The sequence below is a fragment of the Aeromicrobium wangtongii genome, assembly GCF_024584515.1.
GTDB classification, from domain to species: domain Bacteria; phylum Actinomycetota; class Actinomycetes; order Propionibacteriales; family Nocardioidaceae; genus Aeromicrobium; species Aeromicrobium wangtongii.
The window spans coordinates 259,668-274,967 of sequence record NZ_CP102173.1 but is presented as its reverse complement, the minus strand read 5'-3'; the positions used below and the strand labels follow the sequence as shown (position 1 = coordinate 274,967).

17 protein-coding genes are annotated in these 15,300 nt (G+C 71.7%); 13 read left to right on the top strand and 4 right to left on the bottom strand.

The window, feature by feature from the left end; translation table 11 throughout:
• A complete protein-coding gene (locus tag NQV15_RS01390; protein WP_232403159.1) occupies positions 1-1,143 on the bottom strand; it encodes a TadA family conjugal transfer-associated ATPase in 1,143 nt (380 codons plus the stop codon).
• The gene (gene ssd, locus NQV15_RS01385; RefSeq protein WP_232403152.1) at positions 1,140-2,177 is read right to left on the bottom strand and encodes a septum site-determining protein Ssd; all 1,038 of its coding nucleotides are present in this window, start codon (positions 2,175-2,177) and stop codon (positions 1,140-1,142) included. The genes NQV15_RS01390 and ssd overlap by 4 nt, the downstream gene beginning before the upstream one ends.
• Before the next feature lie 106 nt (positions 2,178-2,283).
• On the opposite strand from ssd, the gene NQV15_RS01380 reads away from it, so the two are divergent.
• Positions 2,284-3,084 (top strand): HAD family hydrolase, encoded by an 801-nt coding sequence (locus NQV15_RS01380; RefSeq protein WP_232403151.1) that lies wholly within the window; start codon positions 2,284-2,286, stop codon positions 3,082-3,084.
• A gap of 315 nt (positions 3,085-3,399) precedes the next feature.
• Here the strand turns inward: NQV15_RS01380 and NQV15_RS01375 are convergent, their stop codons facing one another.
• Positions 3,400-4,116 (bottom strand): oxidoreductase, encoded by a 717-nt coding sequence (locus tag NQV15_RS01375; protein ID WP_232403150.1) that lies wholly within the window; start codon positions 4,114-4,116, stop codon positions 3,400-3,402.
• A 48-nt stretch (positions 4,117-4,164) separates the two neighbouring features.
• On the opposite strand from NQV15_RS01375, the gene NQV15_RS01370 reads away from it, so the two are divergent.
• From NQV15_RS01370 to NQV15_RS01360, 3 genes are all read left to right on the top strand, one after another.
• A complete protein-coding gene (locus tag NQV15_RS01370; protein ID WP_232403149.1) occupies positions 4,165-4,845 on the top strand; it encodes a class I SAM-dependent methyltransferase in 681 nt (226 codons plus the stop codon).
• 32 nt (positions 4,846-4,877) lie between these two features.
• Complete coding sequence (locus tag NQV15_RS01365) at positions 4,878-6,335, top strand: GuaB1 family IMP dehydrogenase-related protein (protein WP_232403148.1); 1,458 nt, start codon at positions 4,878-4,880, stop codon at positions 6,333-6,335.
• A gap of 146 nt (positions 6,336-6,481) precedes the next feature.
• Entirely contained in the window at positions 6,482-6,640 is a 159-nt protein-coding gene (locus NQV15_RS01360; RefSeq protein ID WP_232403147.1) for a hypothetical protein, read from the top strand.
• On the opposite strand, the gene NQV15_RS01355 is transcribed toward NQV15_RS01360, so the two are convergent.
• Positions 6,624-7,214, bottom strand: coding sequence for a TetR/AcrR family transcriptional regulator C-terminal domain-containing protein (locus NQV15_RS01355; RefSeq protein WP_232403145.1), 591 nt, complete (start codon positions 7,212-7,214; stop codon positions 6,624-6,626). The two genes, NQV15_RS01360 and NQV15_RS01355, sit on opposite strands and share 17 nt — an antisense overlap.
• 98 nt (positions 7,215-7,312) lie before the next feature.
• On the opposite strand from NQV15_RS01355, the gene NQV15_RS01350 reads away from it, so the two are divergent.
• The 9 genes from NQV15_RS01350 (at position 7,313) to NQV15_RS01310 (ending at position 15,259) form a co-directional block, all read left to right on the top strand.
• The gene (locus tag NQV15_RS01350; RefSeq protein WP_232403143.1) at positions 7,313-7,903 is read left to right on the top strand and encodes a biotin transporter BioY; all 591 of its coding nucleotides are present in this window, start codon (positions 7,313-7,315) and stop codon (positions 7,901-7,903) included.
• Complete coding sequence (locus tag NQV15_RS01345; RefSeq protein WP_232403472.1) at positions 7,792-8,604, top strand: energy-coupling factor ABC transporter ATP-binding protein; 813 nt, start codon at positions 7,792-7,794, stop codon at positions 8,602-8,604. Before NQV15_RS01350 ends, NQV15_RS01345 begins: the two co-directional genes overlap by 112 nt.
• Complete coding sequence (locus NQV15_RS01340) at positions 8,601-9,212, top strand: energy-coupling factor transporter transmembrane component T family protein (protein ID WP_232403138.1); 612 nt, start codon at positions 8,601-8,603, stop codon at positions 9,210-9,212. Before NQV15_RS01345 ends, NQV15_RS01340 begins: the two co-directional genes overlap by 4 nt.
• A gap of 25 nt (positions 9,213-9,237) precedes the next feature.
• Positions 9,238-10,377, top strand: a complete 1,140-nt coding sequence (locus NQV15_RS01335; protein ID WP_232403136.1) for a sensor histidine kinase — start codon at positions 9,238-9,240, stop codon at positions 10,375-10,377.
• 61 nt (positions 10,378-10,438) lie between these two features.
• Entirely contained in the window at positions 10,439-11,173 is a 735-nt protein-coding gene (locus NQV15_RS01330; RefSeq protein WP_232403134.1) for a LytR/AlgR family response regulator transcription factor, read from the top strand.
• Positions 11,170-11,586: a hypothetical protein gene (locus tag NQV15_RS01325; RefSeq protein ID WP_232403132.1), complete on the top strand. Its 417-nt coding sequence runs from the start codon at positions 11,170-11,172 to the stop codon at positions 11,584-11,586. The genes NQV15_RS01330 and NQV15_RS01325 overlap by 4 nt, the downstream gene beginning before the upstream one ends.
• Positions 11,583-13,091: a sodium/solute symporter gene (locus tag NQV15_RS01320; RefSeq protein ID WP_232403130.1), complete on the top strand. Its 1,509-nt coding sequence runs from the start codon at positions 11,583-11,585 to the stop codon at positions 13,089-13,091. The genes NQV15_RS01325 and NQV15_RS01320 overlap by 4 nt, the downstream gene beginning before the upstream one ends.
• Before the next feature lie 198 nt (positions 13,092-13,289).
• Positions 13,290-13,628, top strand: a complete 339-nt coding sequence (locus NQV15_RS01315; protein WP_232403128.1) for a DUF485 domain-containing protein — start codon at positions 13,290-13,292, stop codon at positions 13,626-13,628.
• On the top strand, positions 13,625-15,259 hold the full coding sequence (locus NQV15_RS01310; protein WP_232403125.1) for a solute symporter family protein: 1,635 nt from the start codon (positions 13,625-13,627) through the stop codon (positions 15,257-15,259). The genes NQV15_RS01315 and NQV15_RS01310 overlap by 4 nt, the downstream gene beginning before the upstream one ends.
• Positions 15,260-15,300 lie beyond the last annotated feature (41 nt).

The window sequence follows — 15,300 nt, the reverse complement described above, 5'->3', positions numbered from 1 at the left end:
TCACCCCAGCACCTCCAGGAGCCGTTCGCTGCCGCGTCCCTCGACCGTGCGCCCGTCGCGGAACGTGACCGCCGGGGCACACGAGACGACACCGCCGGCGGTCCGTTCGATCACCGCGACCTGGTCGACGGTGCGGAGTCCTCCGCGCGAGCGAGCGACGTGGACGACGACGTCGATGCCGGCCGCGAGCTGGCTGTGCACCGCCTCCCGCGGCAGCCCGGCCGCGACGCCGAGCGCCTCGAACCGCGCCGGGACGTCGGCCGTGGAGTTGGCGTGCACCGTGCCGCAGCCGCCCTCGTGCCCGGTGTTGAGCGCCGCGAGCAGGTCGACGACCTCGGCACCCCGGACCTCCCCCACGACGAGCCGGTCGGGTCGCATGCGCAGCGCCTGACGGACCAGGTCGCGGACCGTGACCCGACCCGCCCCTTCGGCATTGGCCGGACGCGCCTCCAGGCCGACGACGTGTGGGTGGTCGGGCCGCAGCTCGGTGGCGTCCTCGACGACCACGATTCGCTCGGCCGGCGCCACCTCCGACAGCAGCGCCGACAGCAGCGTGGTCTTGCCCGTGCCGGTTCCCCCGGTCACCAGGAAGGCCGCCCGGGACGAGACCAGGCGTTGCAGCAGGTGCAGCCCGTCGCCCGTCAACGACCCGGCCTCGCGCAGCGCGGCCAGGCTGTAGGAGCGCCGGGCGGGAATCCGCAGCGAGATCACGGTGCCGGGCCGCGCCAAGGGTGCCAGTACCGCGTGCAGGCGGGTGCCGTCGTGCAACCGTGCGTCGACCCACGGGCTCGCATCGTCCAGGCGACGGCCGGCCTGCGCGGCCAGCCGCTGGGCGAGGCGGCGCACCGCGTCATCGTCCTCGAAGCGGACCGCCATCGCCTCGAGCCCCAGCCCTCGGTCGACGTAGACGTCGTCGGGGCCGTTGACCAGCACGTCGGTGACATCGGGCATCGCGAGCAGCGGGTCCAGCAGGCCGGCGCCGCGGGTCTCGCTGCGGAGCTGGTCGACCAGTCGCAGCACCGTGCTGCTGCCGGCCACCTGGTGCTCGGCGCGCAGCGCCTCGGCGACGCTGCTGGGCGTGGGATCGGACGAGTCGGCGCTCAGGCGCCGGCGGATCCGGTCGACGATCGGCTGATCGCTCACGGCTCGAGCCCCAGTGCGTCCAGCACGGTGCCCGCCACCCGGCGCAGGGATCTGGACCGCCGTGGTCCGTGCCCGCGGTCGACCGCGCCCCGGACCCGGCGATCCGGGCGGACGCGCGCCAGCACCGGCAGCTCGAGGGCGTCCGCCACGGCCGTCGGGCCGATGCCGGACGGACGCCGCACGCTGACCAGACCGACGGCGGGGGCGCCGCGTCGCACTGCGGCCAGCAGGTGCCGCGCTGCCGCGACGGCGGCGATCTCCTCCGGCACGACGACCAGGGTCAGGACGGACCGGCCGATGATCTCGATCCCCGCATCGTCCAGGTGTCGGGGCACGTCGACCGCGACCAGGTCGTAGGCCCGCACGGCCGCCGACAGCACCGCCGACCAGGACTGCGGAAGCCGGCGTGGGCCCTCCCGCGCCCAGGCCAGGTGGCTGACGCCGTCGCGTGCCGGCAGCACATCGGCCAGCGACGCGGCGTCGAGCCGTCCCCGGGTCGCCCCGAAGTCCTCCCACCGGACGCCCTCGGCGCGCTCGGCTCCCAGCACCAGGTCGAGGCCGCCGCCCAGCGGATCGGCGTCCACCACGAGCGGACGCAGGTGGCGTCGCCGTGCCGCCAGCCCGAGGGCAGCGGTGAGTGTGGACGCGCCGGCGCCGCCGGCGCCCCCGACCACCGAGACGACACACGCCTCGCCGGTCCCGTCCAGCGCGGCGGACAACAGCTCGACGGCTCGGTCCTCGTCCCCGGCGCGGCAGACCGCGGTGGCCCCCAGCGCGACGGCCGTCGGCCACCACCGGTCCGGGTCGTGCGCGACGACCAGCACGTGCTCACGGCGCGGCAACGCCGCCCGCGCGATCTCCTCGACGAGGTCCTCCCCGACGACGACCGCAGCGGCCGTCCGCCAGGCCCTCCGGACACCCGTCAGGTCATGGGCGAGCTGCGGCGTCGCGCCGACCGCCGCACACCAGCGCATGCCGTCGTCGACCAACCGCTCGTCCGTCGTGGCGATGAGGGGCGCGGGGGCATCGGTCATGCGCCCGACGATTCCGGCGTCGGATCACCGCGGAAAGCCCGAACTCGGTGCCCTGTGGACGGCGCAGCCTGGCCCGCCCCGCTGTGGATCGTCCTATCCTGAGGGGGTGAGCCCTTCGCGGACTGCCGCATTCTTCGACCTCGACAAGACCATCATCGCCAAGTCGAGCACGCTTGCCTTCGGCAAGCCCTTCTACGACGGTGGCCTGCTCAACCGCCGGGCGGTGCTACGCAGCGCCTACGCCAACTTCATGTTCTCGCTGAGCGGCGCGGACCACGACCAGCTCGAGAAGATGCGCGCCTACCTGACGCAGATGGTCACCGGGTGGGAGGTGGAGGTCGTGCGCCAGTCCGTGGCCGAGACCCTGCACACCATCATCGACCCGATCGTGTTCGAGGAGGCCGTGACGCTGATCGAGCAGCACCAGGCCGCCGGACGCGATGTCATCATCGTGTCCGCATCCGGCATCGAGGTCGTTGAGCCGATCGGCGCGATGCTGGGCGTCGACCACGTCATCGCGACCACGCTGGTGGCCGAGGACGGTCGATACACCGGCGAGGTCGACTTCTACGCCTACGGGCCGAACAAGGCCGTGGCGATGCGGCGGCTCGCCCAGGATCGCGGGTACGACCTGTCCGAGTCCTTCGCGTACTCCGACTCCGAGACAGACGTCCCGATGCTCGAGGCGGTGGGCCATCCCTTCGCGGTCAACCCCGACAAGTCGCTGCGCAAGCTGGCCGGCGAGAACGGCTGGCCGATCCTGGTGTTCGCCCGTCCCGTGGCGCTGCGGCGCCGCCTCGGCCTGGACACCAAGGTGGGCAAGGCCGCCGCGGCGGCCGTCGTGGCCGGAGCGGTCAGCGCGGTTGCGGCGAGCGTCGTGTCGCGCCGCAAGCGCGGCAACGACTGAGGTCCCGCTGAGCCGCCCGGGAGATCGTGTCCCGGGTGCTTGTGAAGCAGGGCGCACAACATTACGGACGGGTAGCCCTTTTGCTGCGGCCTCATCCGGCGTACACATGAACCAACACAACAAACGGCAAGGCACCTCGAAACCCACGCGGCGATCACCCATCTGAATGGGACAGTCGCTCGACGGACTCCAGTCCACTCAGGGACTCCTGGAGACACGACGACTCAGATCCAGCACGCCTGGTACTCGGGCGAGTTGCGCCGTTCGGCGGCGGTGTCGGTCATCTGACCGGTACCGCCGCCGTTGTTGTCGTGCTCAGCGCGCGAGCGGGGACGCCTCGGCGGCGCGGGTGAAGGCCTGCGCGGCGTACATCAACCACTGGTGCACGCCGGTCGGGGTGCCGCTGGCGTATGCGGCCAGGGCTGCGCGGTAGCCCTCGGGCTCGGCGGCGTGGCCGGCCTCCGGCACCAGCACCGAGGCCGGGTCGACGCCCTTGGAGAGCAGGACCAGACGTTCGGCGGCGCGGCCGATGACGCCGTTGAGGGTGGCGAACGCCGCTGCCGCGGTGATCTCGGCGTTGACGAGGGCAGCGACCACGAGGCCGGGCGCCTCCGTCGGCTGGCCCAGCATCCAGGCCAGCTCGGTGAGCCGCGCGACGCCGTCGGGATTGACCGGCCGGCCGAGGTCGGCGATGTCGGCTGTCTCGGAGGCGGCGAGCGAGTGGATGCGGGCCAGGGCCTGGATGGGCGACCGGTTCCACACCGGCAGGAGGCCCAGCAGCTCGGTCGACAGCCGCACCGCGCCGCGAGCCACCTCGTCGCCGCCGCCGGAAGCCAGCGTCTCCGCGTCGTACGAGCTGCCCTCCAGCGAGGCCGTGGCGACCGCGCCGAGCAGCAGGGAACGGGCGGTGTCATCGGGCGTGCTGCGCCGCAGACCCCGGTCCCGCAGGATCGAGTCGATGCCGTCGCGGGCGCCCGCGTACGTCGAGGGGATGCCCTCCAGGAGGGCCGCCGAGATGAAGGGATCGGACACGACCGAAGCGTACCCGCCGCCCCGAGAGCGAACGAGTAGCCTCATGACGTGATCGAAACGCCCGAGGACCGCACGGCCAAGTGGCTGGTCGGGGACCGCCTGTCCTGCGTCCTGCACCTGGGCGACGCCTCGCTGGCCTATCAGCTCGCCGAACAGGGACACGAGGTCGTGGTCGCCGGCGACGACGTCACGGCCAGCCGCCATCCCGACATCCAGTACGTCCGCAGCGCCGGCGAGCGGCTGCCGTTCGTGGGCGATGCCTTCGACGTCGTGATCGTCCCCGAGCTGCGCGAGGCCCCGACCGCCCTGGCGGAGTACGCCCGGGTCCTGCGCCGCGACGGCCTGCTCTCGACGATCTCGCGCCACCACGACGACTCCATCCCGTGGATGCGCAAGCTGCGCGAGATCACCGGTGCCCGCGACAGCGCCCCCATCCCGGCCGACACGTTCAGCGCCTCGGGGCTGTTCCGCGAGCCCGAGACCCACGAGGTCGGCAGCTGGGAGAAGCTCGACCTGCCGGGGCTGCTCAGGTTCGCCGAGGCGACCAAGCACCCGTCCGTCGGTGACTCGGCCCTGTCGCAGGTGCGCGACCTGTTCCTCAGCTATGCCGGCCAGACCGGCTTCCTGCGGCTGCGGCACGAGACGGTCTGCATCCGCGCCCGGGTCGACAAGGCCGCCATGAGCCAGGACGTCCCGCCGCCGGACACGATGTTGCTGGATTTCCGCTAGGTCTGTCCCCGGCGACGACCTAGACTCGATGGGTGAAGTTCCTCAACGATCTTGCGCCCTCGCACGACCTCACCTACAACGACGTGTTCATGGTGCCGGCCCGCTCCGACGTCACCAGCCGGTTCGACGTGGACCTGTCGACCACGGACGGCACCGGGACGACGCTGCCGCTGGTCGTCGCCAACATGACCGCGGTCTCCGGCAAGCGAATGGCCGAGACGATCGCCCGCCGCGGCGGCATCGCGATCATCCCGCAGGACATCCCGCTGGACATCGTCGCCGCGACCGTCGACCGGGTGAAGGCTGCCCACACCGTCTACGACACCCCGGTGTCGGTCTCCCCCAGCACCACGGTCGGCGAGGCGCTGAGCCTCATCCCCAAGCGCGCCCACGGCGCCGCCGTCGTCGTCGAGGACGGCAAGGTGCTGGGCATCGTCACCGAGCACGACGGCGCCGAGATCGACCGCTTCACCCAGGTCCAGCAGGTCATGACGACCGATGTGCTGACCTTCCAGGTCGGCATCGACCCCCGCGACTGCTTCAACGAGATGTCGGCGCGCCACGTCGACTTCGCGCCCGTGCTGGACGGCGGGGTCCTGGCCGGCGTGCTGACCCGCAAGTCCGCACTGCGCTCCACGATCTACCAGCCTGCCGTCGACGCCGACGGCCATCTGGTCATCGGTGCCGCGGTCGGCATCAACGGCGACGTGTCCGGCAAGGCCGCAGCCCTGCTGGCGATGGGCATCGACGTCCTGGTCGTCGACACCGCCCACGGCCACCAGGACAAGATGCTCGAGGCGCTGCCCGTCGTCGTCGCCGCCCGCGACGCCCATGAGGCGACGACCGGCCACCGCGTGCCCGTCGCCGCCGGCAACGTCGTGTCGGCCTCCGGCGTCCGCGACCTGGTGGCCGCGGGCGCCGACATCGTCAAGGTCGGCGTCGGCCCCGGCGCGATGTGCACGACCCGGATGATGACCGGTGTGGGACGCCCGCAGTTCTCGGCCGTCCTGGAGTGCGCGGCCGCGGCGCGGGAGGCCGGAGCACATGTCTGGGCCGACGGTGGCGTGCGCTACCCGCGCGACGTCGCGCTGGCCCTGGCCGCGGGTGCCGCCAGCGTCATGATCGGCTCCTGGTTCGCCGGGACGCTGGAGAGCCCCGGCGATCTCATCACCGGCCCCGACGGCCGCCCCTACAAGGAGTCCTTCGGAATGGCCTCGGCGCGCGCGGTGTCCAACCGGACCCGTGACGCCGCCGGTTTCGAGCGGGCCCGCATGGCCCTGTTCGAGGAGGGCATCTCCTCCTCGCGCATGTTCCTGGACCCGGACCGCCCCGGCGTCGAGGACCTCGTCGACTCGATCATCGCGGGCGTCCGATCCAGCGCCACCTACGCCGGCGCCCGCTCCATCGAGCAGTTCCACGCCCGCGCCGTCGTCGGTCTGCAGAGCTCGGCCGGCTACGAGGAGGGCCGCCCGCTCCACGCCTCCTGGTAGTAGGCGGGCGGGGCTCGTTCCTCGCCCCTCGCTTCCGCTGCTCGCTGGCGCTCGCATCGGGCCGCCTGCTCGCTCCGCTCGCCATGGGCGGGAAACACCCCACGGATCTTCCTGGATCTGTCGGGTGAGGCTTTCACTGTGAAGGCATGGACACGTTGCGGTTTCTGGATGTCTTGCTGATCTGCGAGATCTGCGACGGCGAGGTCGACCTGCACGAGGAGCCGCCGGTCGGGCACTGCCGGCACTGCGGCATCGCGTTCTCGGTCGACCTGCCCGAGGTCCGCGAGCTCAGCCGCGGGGCCTGACCGACCCGGCGGCCGCCAGGCGCTGCCGGATGCCGTCCACGATCAGCGACAGTCCCAGGTCGAAGGAGTCCGTCCCCGAGCGATCGTCCGGCGCGGCATCGATCGCGCCGACGCTGTTGGCCTGCAGGTGCGTCTGCTCGTCCGACACGTGCCCGAACACGAAGTGCAGCACCGTCATCGCCGCGGCCCGCGAGAACTCGGCATCGAAACCGGCATCCCGCACTGCCGCGGCAAGGCGCCTGGACGGCCCGTTGACGCCCAGGCCGAAGGCGTGCACCGTCGCGACGAGCTCGGCGCCGTCCCGGTAGGCCAGCATCGCGTCGCGCAGCTCGTGGCTCAGCGCGACGACCCGCGCGTCCCACGAGTCGACCCCCGCCTCGGGCCGGGTGCCCCGCTCCAGCAGCTCGTCGGCGACCGCGGCCAACAGCTCCTGCTTGCTGGCGAAGTGGTGGTACAGCGCCGACGGCTGCAGGCCGAGCTCGGCGGCGATCCGCCGCATCGACAGGTCCGCCAGCCCGTGCTCGTCCAGGACGCCCACCGCCCGCTCGACGATGTCCTCACGGCGATAGCGCATGGAATCCCCTTGACTGTTGACGGCGGTACGCCTCCATAGACTAACCTGAACACCGTTCACCTGAGCACCGTTCAGGTATCGACCCGAGGGAGGCCGCCGTGCGAAGCTCGACGATGTCCGCCGGCCCGCGACGGCCCGTCGTCGGCCCTACCGATCTCGCGCTGATCTCCACCTTCGCGGCCCTCATGGCGGTGTGCGCACAGATCACGATCGCCGCCGCCAACGCCCCCTTCACCCTGCAGATGTTCGCGATCTTCCTGGCTGCCTCCGTGCTGGGCGCCGTCCGCGGGGTGCTGAGCGTCCTGCTGTACCTCGCCGTCGGGACGGCAGGGCTGCCCGTGTTCGCCCGCGGCGCCGCCGGCCCGGCCGAGTGGGCATCGGCGACCGGCGGGTACCTGCTGGCCTTCCCGCTCGCCGCCCTCATCGTCGGGTTCGTGGCGCACCGGGTCGCCCGCCGCAGCCCCGGCCTGTTCACGGTGGTCGTCTCGGTCGTCGCCGCGATCGTGACCGTCGCCGTGGTCGGCACCCTGGGCGCGCTCGGCATGGCGCTCAAGCTCGACCTCAGCCTGTCGGCGGCCTGGGCGCTGGCGACACCGTACTTCGTGGCCGACATCGGCAAGGGCATCCTCGCGGCGGTCGTCGCGGCAGCGGTCCTGCGCGCCTTCCCGCAGCTGGTGAGCCGACGCTGAGCGCGCCGTCCACGATCTCGCTCCACGAGGTCACCGTCACGGTCGACACCCCTGGCGGTGACCTCGTCCTGCTGCGCCCGACCACGGTCGAGCTGGGCGAGCACCGCATCGCGCTGATCGGGGGCAACGGCTCGGGCAAGTCGACGTTCGCCCGGCTGCTCAACGGGCTGGTCGAGCCGACGACCGGAACCGTGACGGTCAACGGGCTCGACACGGCCAAGGACGGGCCGGCCGTGCGCCGTCAGGTCGGCTTCGTGTTCACGAACCCGGACGCCCAGCTCGTCATGCCGACGTGCCTGGAGGACATCGCGCTGTCCTTGCGCCGATCCGTGCCCCGCAAGTCCGAGCGGCATGCGCAGGCCCGAGCGATCCTGGACGAGCTCGGCCTGGGCGACAAGGCCGACACCTCCGTCCACGCCCTGTCCGGTGGGCAGAAGCAGATGCTGGCCCTGGCCGGCGTGCTGGCGACGGGCCCGCGGGTCCTCGTCGCGGACGAGCCGACGACCCTGCTCGACCTGCGCAACACCCGGCTGGTCGCCGAGCGGCTGTTCTCCCTGCCCCAGCAGCTGGTGCTGGTGACCCACGACCTCGAGCTCGCCGCTCGCTGCGACCGGGCGCTGGTCGTGGACGACGCCGCCATCGTCTTCGACGGAGCACCCGCCGAGGCCGTCGCGTTCTACCGCGACCGGGTCGGCCGGTGATCACCTCACCCCTGGGCACCTACCGGCCCGGCACGACGGTGCTGCACCGCATCCCGGCCGGACCCAAGCTGGGCCTGCTGGCGGCGTACGGGATCGTCACCGTGCTGGTGAGCGGTGCGTGGTCGGCGGTGGGATTCCTCGCCCTGTCGATGCTGCTGGTCGCCGTCGCCGGCCTGCCGGTGCGCCCCGTGCTGCGGGCGCTGCGCCCCCTGCTGCTGGTCATCGTCCTCGTGGCGGCCTTCCAGGTCTGGCAGCGCGGCTGGCCCACCGCGATCCACGTCATCGGCGACCTGCTGGCGCTGGTGATCGCCGCGCTGGTCTTCACCGGCACGACGCGGGTCGACGCGATGCTGGACGCGATCGTGCGGGGCCTGCGCCCGGCCCGCCGGATCGGGGTGAATCCCGAGAAGATCGCGCTCGCGTTCTCCCTGATGATCGGCGCGATCCCCGGCGTCCTGGCGATCGCGCAGGAGACCCGCGCCGCCGCGAAGGCCCGCGGCCTCGAGCGCAGCCCCCGAGCACTGGTGGTGCCGATGGCGATCCGCACCGTGGCGCAGGCCTACGAGACCGGCGCAGCGCTGCACGCCCGCGGAATCGGCGACGACTGACCGGCACCGGCGATAGCGTCGGGCGATGGACAACCTGCTGACCGCGATCATCGCCGCCGTCGCGCTCGTCGCGGTCGCGGGCTTCGCCCGGTGGTGGCTGCTGTCCCGGCGACCCAGCCTGGGCACCGCGGAGGACCGCGCGACGTACGAGACGCTGCACACCGCGGCACTGGCCGCACCCGCGCTGCGGCGGGGCCTGGACGCCGAGAGCGCCGCGAGCGCCCTGCCCCACGTCCGGACGCTGCTGGGCGTCCGGACCATCGCGATCACCGACACCCGCCAGCCCCTGGCCTGGGACGGCCCCGTCGACCCCGAGGACGTCGCCGACCTGATGAGCGCGGCGATGGACGGTGGCACGACGCAGGCCTCGGGCCGGGCGATCGTCGCCCCCTTGGCGGTCGAGGGGGTCGTGATCGGCACCATCGTGATCCTGACCGACGAGGTGTCGGCGGGGCTTGTCCGGGCCACGACCGAGGTCGCCCGCTGGATGTCCAGCCAGCTCGAGCTGGCCGAGCTCGCGGCGTCCCGCACGGCGTTGATGGAGGCCGAGCTGCGCGCCCTGCGGGCACAGATCTCCCCTCACTTCATCTACAACTCCCTGGGCGCGATCGCCTCGTTCGTCCGCACCGATCCCGAACGCGCCCGCGAGCTGCTGCTGGAGTTCGCCGACTTCACCCGCTACTCGTTCCGCCAGCACGGCGAGTTCACGACCCTCGCCGAGGAGCTGCGCTCGATCGAGCGCTACCTCGTGCTGGAGAAGGCCCGGTTCGGGGACCGCCTGCGGGTCGTCACGCTCATCGCCCCCGAGGTGCTGAGCGTGACCCTGCCGTTCCTGTCCGTCCAGCCGCTGGTCGAGAACGCGGTACGGCACGGGCTGGAGAGCCGCGCCGGCGACGGGACGATCAGCGTCACCGCGCTCGACGCCGGCAACGAGTGCCTCATCACCATCGAGGACGACGGCGCCGGCGTCGACCCGGAGGTCGTGCGCGCGGCGCTGTCAGGCGGCAGCGCGAGCGCCTCGGTCGGTCTGGCGAACGTCGACGAACGCATGCGGACGGTCTACGGCAACCAGTACGGGATCGTCGTCGAGACGGCACCCGGGCACGGCACGAAGGTGTCGCTGCGCGTGCCCAAGTTCTCCCCGGCGGTCGACCCGGTCCCCTGACCGCAGCCCATGACGGACGACGGGGGTTGTGGCGCCGGTCACGCTCCGCGAGGATCTGTCCATGTCCGCTGCCCTGCACGCCCTGGTCGTCGACGACGAGCAACCCGTCCTCGACGAGCTGGTCTGGCTGCTCGAGCGCGATGACCGGATCGCCTCGGTCCGCGCCAGCCACAGCGGGACGGACGCCTTGCGGGTGCTCGAGCAGAACGAGATCGACGTGGTGTTCCTGGACGTCGCGATGCCGGGGCTCAGCGGGCTCGACATCGCCCGACTCCTGGGTCGGTTCCGCGATCCGCCGCGCATCGTGTTCGTGACCGCCCACGAGGCCCATGCGGTGGAGGCCTTCGAGATGAACGCCGTCGACTACCTGCTCAAGCCCATCCGCGAGGAGCGGCTGCGCGAGAGCGTCCGCCGGGCCTGCGCCGACGGCGAGCACGCTCCCGCCACGGCCGATGAGCAGATCGCCGTCGAGCTCGGCGGGGTGACCCGGTTCGTGTCCCGGTCGTCCGTGACCCATGCCGAGGCGCAGGGCGACTACGTGCGGCTGCACCTCGAGGACTGCGCCAGCCACCTGGTCCGGACGCCACTGGGCGTCCTGGCCGACCAGTGGGCCGAGGCGGGCTTCGTACGGGTCCACCGCAGCATCGTGGTCAACCTGGCGCACGTGCGGGAGATCCGCGCGCAGGCCGGGCGGTGCAGCGTCCTGGTTCCCTCCGGGACCTCCTTGCTCGAGCTGCCGGTGGCGCGGCGGCACACGCGCGCCCTGCGCGACCTGATCCACGAACGCGCGCTGTGACCGAGCCACCCCAGCCGCCGGCGGCCCACCCGGGACGGGTGCGCGTCACGAGCCCGCTGACCTCCGCCCCGACCCACGTGCGGCGCAGCGTGCGCCAGGAGATCGACGAGTCGACCGGGGTCGGCGAGATCTACATGCGCTCCCTCATCCGGTCGCAGCTGCGGGCCGCGCTGACCGTGGCCCTCACACTGATGCTGTCGATCGGCGCGCTGCCACTGGTCTTCCTGCTGTCCGACGCCGTGACCGAGTTCCGGGTGCTGGGGGTGCCGGCGCCCTGGGTGATCCTGGGCGTCCTGGTCTATCCGGGCCTGTTCGGCCTGGGCTGGGTCTACATCCGCCAGGCAGAACGCGCGGAGCGGGACTTCAGCCAGCTGGTCGATCCCCAGCATCCTGACGAGGCCCGCCGTCCGTGAGCACCACCTACGGCATCGTGGCCGTCGCCCTCGTGGCCGTCGCGACGCTCGGCATCGGGGCGTTCGGCCTGCGGTTCAGCCGGACCACGAGCGACTTCTACGTCGCCTCGCGATCGGTCAGCCCGGTCTGGAACAGCTCCGCGATCGGCGGCGAGTACCTGTCGGCGGCTTCCTTCCTCGGCGTGGCCGGCCTCGTGCTGGCCTACGGGGCAGACATGCTCTGGTACCCGATCGGCTGGACCACCGGCTACCTGATGCTGCTGGTGTTCGTGGCGGCCCCGCTGCGCCGCTCCGGCGCCTACACGATCCCGGACTTCGCCCAGGTCAGGCTGCAGTCCGTGCGGGTGCGGGAGGTGGCCAGCGTCCTGGTCGTGGCGGTCGGCTGGCTGTACCTCATCCCGCAGTTCCAGGGCGCAGGGCTGACGCTGCGCACCGTGACCGGCGCCCCGACCTGGGCCGGCACGGTGCTCGTCGCGGTGATCGTGGTCATCAACGTCGTCTCGGGCGGCATGCGCAGCATCACCTTCGTGCAGGCCTTCCAGTACTGGCTGAAGCTCACCGCCCTGCTGATCCCGGTGTTCTTCCTGCTGCACGCCTGGTCCAGCGACGGCCGCCCGTCCCCGGTCGCGCCGCAGGACTGGTTCACCCCGCTGGGCCGCACCGACGCCACCGGCCTGTACCTGACGTACTCGGTCATGATCGCGACCTTCCTGGGCACGATGGGCCTGCCGCACGTCGTGGTGCGGTTCTACACCAACCCGGACGGCCGCGCGGCGCGCCGCACGACGCTGATCGTGCTGGCGCTGCTCGGCACCTTCTACCTCCTGCCGACGATCTACGGGGTCCTGGGGCGCATCTACGCCGGCGACCTGCTGGCCGCGGGCCGCACCGACACCGTGGTGCTGGAGCTCCCGTCGCGCATGCTGGGCGGCAGCACCGGCGAGCTGCTGGCGGCGCTGCTCACGGCGGGGGCGTTCGCGGCCTTCCTGTCCACGTCGTCCGGCCTGACGATGTCGATCGCCGGGGTCCTCGGGCAGGGGCTGGCCCGCTCCGAGCAGCGCCCGGGCCGGCGCCTCAGCACCATCACGGCCCTGCGGCTGGCCGCCGCCGGGGGCATCCTGGTCCCGCTGGTCCTCGCCCTGTCGGCCGAACGCATCTCGGTGGCCAACTCGGTCACCTTCGCCTTCGCGCTGGCGGCGTCCACGTTCTGCCCCCTGCTCGTGCTGGGCATCTGGTGGCGCGGGCTGACCGCGCACGGGGCCATCGCGGGGATGATCGGTGGCGGCCTGTGCGCCGGCATCGCGCCCGTGCTGACGATCGTGTGGGGACCGGACGGGTGGCTGGGCGTGCTGATGAGCCAGCCGGCGGCGTGGACCGTCCCGATCGGCTTCGGCCTGATGATCGGCGTCTCGCTGCTCACCCGCGACGCCGTGCCCGGCAACGTGTCGCGCACGATGGTCCGCCTGCACACCCCCGAGCACGTGGACGTCGAGCGCCAGGACTAGACGCAACCGTTCGTCGTCCCAGGACGACCGTTCGGCGCAGCGCGACGACCGCCCACCGCACGGGCACGGTGGCCCACCGCAACGCCCTCCAGTGATCTGGCCCACATCGCGGCGGTTGCCTACCGTCTGCACCACTCGGCGCAGCGCTGCCGGGAACCGTCCCCGCCAGACCGCCCCCGTCAGAAAGTGGTGAGACCTGTGAGCGAGAAGATCTCCGTCGAGGCCCACGAGGCCTATCAACGCATCCATGCCTCCGAGGACTTCGCACAGCTGAAGAAGTCGTACTTCGGATTCGTCGTCCCGCTGACCATCGCCTTCATGGCCTGGTACCTGCTGTACGTCCTGCTCTCGAACTACGCGGGCGGATTCATGGGCCATGTCCTGTTCGGCAACATCAACGTGGCCCTCGTGTTCGGGCTGCTGCAGTTCGTGACGACCTTCGGGATCGCGATCTGGTACGCACTGTTCGCGGCGCGGCGCATGGATCCCATCGCCGATCGCCTGCGTGACGAGTACGAGCAGGAGATCGAGCGATGAGCGCCGCAACCCTCCTGCAGGCCGCCGACGAGGGCGATGGCAGCAACCAGCTGCTGACCGGCTCGCTGTTCGTCGTGATCGTGCTGATCACGGTCGCCATCACGTTCTGGGCCAGCCGCAACACCAAGACCGCGGCCGACTACTACGCCGGCGGGCGCAGCTTCTCCGGCGCCCAGAACGGATTCGCCGTGGCCGGCGACTACATGTCGGCCGCCTCGTTCCTGGGCATCTCCGGCGCGATCGCGCTGTCGGGATACGACGGCTTCCTGTACTCGATCGGCTTCCTGGTCGCTTGGCTCGTGGCCCTGCTGCTGGTGGCCGAGCTGCTGCGCAACTCCGGCCGCTTCACGATGGCCGACCAGCTCGCCTTCCGGATGCGTCAGCGCCCGGTCCGCACCGCGGCCGCGACCTCCACCGTGGTGGTGTCGATCTTCTACCTGCTGGCCCAGATGGTGGGCGCCGGCGCGCTGGTGGCCCTGCTGCTGGGCGTCGACAGCGAGACCGCCAAGAACCTGACGATCGTGGCCGTCGGCATCCTGATGATCTTCTACGTCGTCGTGGGCGGCATGAAGGGCACCACCTGGGTGCAGATCGTCAAGGCCGTCCTGCTGATGGTCGGCACGATCCTGATCACGGTGCTGGTGCTCGCGAAGTTCGACTTCAACATCAGCGACATGCTCGGCACCGCGGCCGAGGAGAGCGGCGCCGGCAAGGCATTCCTGGAGCCCGGTCTCAAGTACGGCGTGTCGACGGAGTCCAAGATCGACTTCATCTCCCTTGGCCTGGCGCTCGTGCTGGGCACCGCAGGGCTGCCGCACATCCTGATCCGCTTCTACACCGTCCCGACCGCCCGCCAGGCCCGCAAGTCGGTGCTCTGGGCGATCGGCCTGATCGGCTCGTTCTACCTGATGACCCTCGTGCTGGGCTTCGGTGCGGCCGCACTGGTCAAGGGCGACAAGAAGCAGGACATCGTCGACTCCGGCGGCAACCTGGCCTCGCCGCTGCTGGCCGAGGCCGTCGGCGGCGGTTCCGGCTCGACCGGGGGCGCCGTGCTGCTGGCCCTGATCTCGGCGGTCGCCTTCGCCACGATCCTGGCGGTCGTCGCCGGGCTCACCCTGACATCGGCCTCGTCGGTGGCGCACGACCTGTACGCCAATGTCTGGCAGAAGGGCAAGGTCACCGAGAAGCAGGAGGTCAAGGTGGCCCGTATCGCCGCCTTCGTGATCGGCGGTGTCGCGATCGCGCTGTCGATCCCGGCCCAGAAGCTCAACATCGCCTTCCTGGTGGCGCTGGCCTTCGCCGTCGCCGCCTCGGCGAACCTGCCGGCGCTGCTGTTCAACCTGTTCTGGCGCCGGTTCAACACCCGCGGGGCGGTGTGGAGCATCTACGGCGGACTCATCTCGTGCGTCGGCCTGGTGATCTTCTCGCCGGTCGTGTCGGGCTCGGAGACCGCGATGATCACCGGAGCGGACTTCAGCTGGTTCCCGCTGGCGAATCCGGGCATCATCTCGATCCCGCTGGGCTTCTTCTTCGGCTGGCTCGGCACCATCACCGCCCGGGACTCCGATGCGGAGGCCCGCTACGTCGAGCTCGACGTCCGCTCGATGACGGGGGCCGGCTCCGAGAAATAGACCGGGACGTCATCCCGGGCGGACGCTCTGCGGCCCGCCCG

Coding starts and splice junctions, on each gene's coding strand:
- ssd (WP_232403152.1), bottom strand. CDS start 2,177: ATGACCGATGCCCCCGCGCCCCTCATCGCCACGACGGACGAGCGGTTG.
- NQV15_RS01360 (WP_232403147.1), top strand. CDS start 6,482: ATGGACACGTTGCGGTTTCTGGATGTCTTGCTGATCTGCGAGATCTGC.
- NQV15_RS01355 (WP_232403145.1), bottom strand. CDS start 7,214: ATGCGCTATCGCCGTGAGGACATCGTCGAGCGGGCGGTGGGCGTCCTG.
- NQV15_RS01335 (WP_232403136.1), top strand. CDS start 9,238: ATGGACAACCTGCTGACCGCGATCATCGCCGCCGTCGCGCTCGTCGCG.
- NQV15_RS01330 (WP_232403134.1), top strand. CDS start 10,439: ATGTCCGCTGCCCTGCACGCCCTGGTCGTCGACGACGAGCAACCCGTC.
- NQV15_RS01310 (WP_232403125.1), top strand. CDS start 13,625: ATGAGCGCCGCAACCCTCCTGCAGGCCGCCGACGAGGGCGATGGCAGC.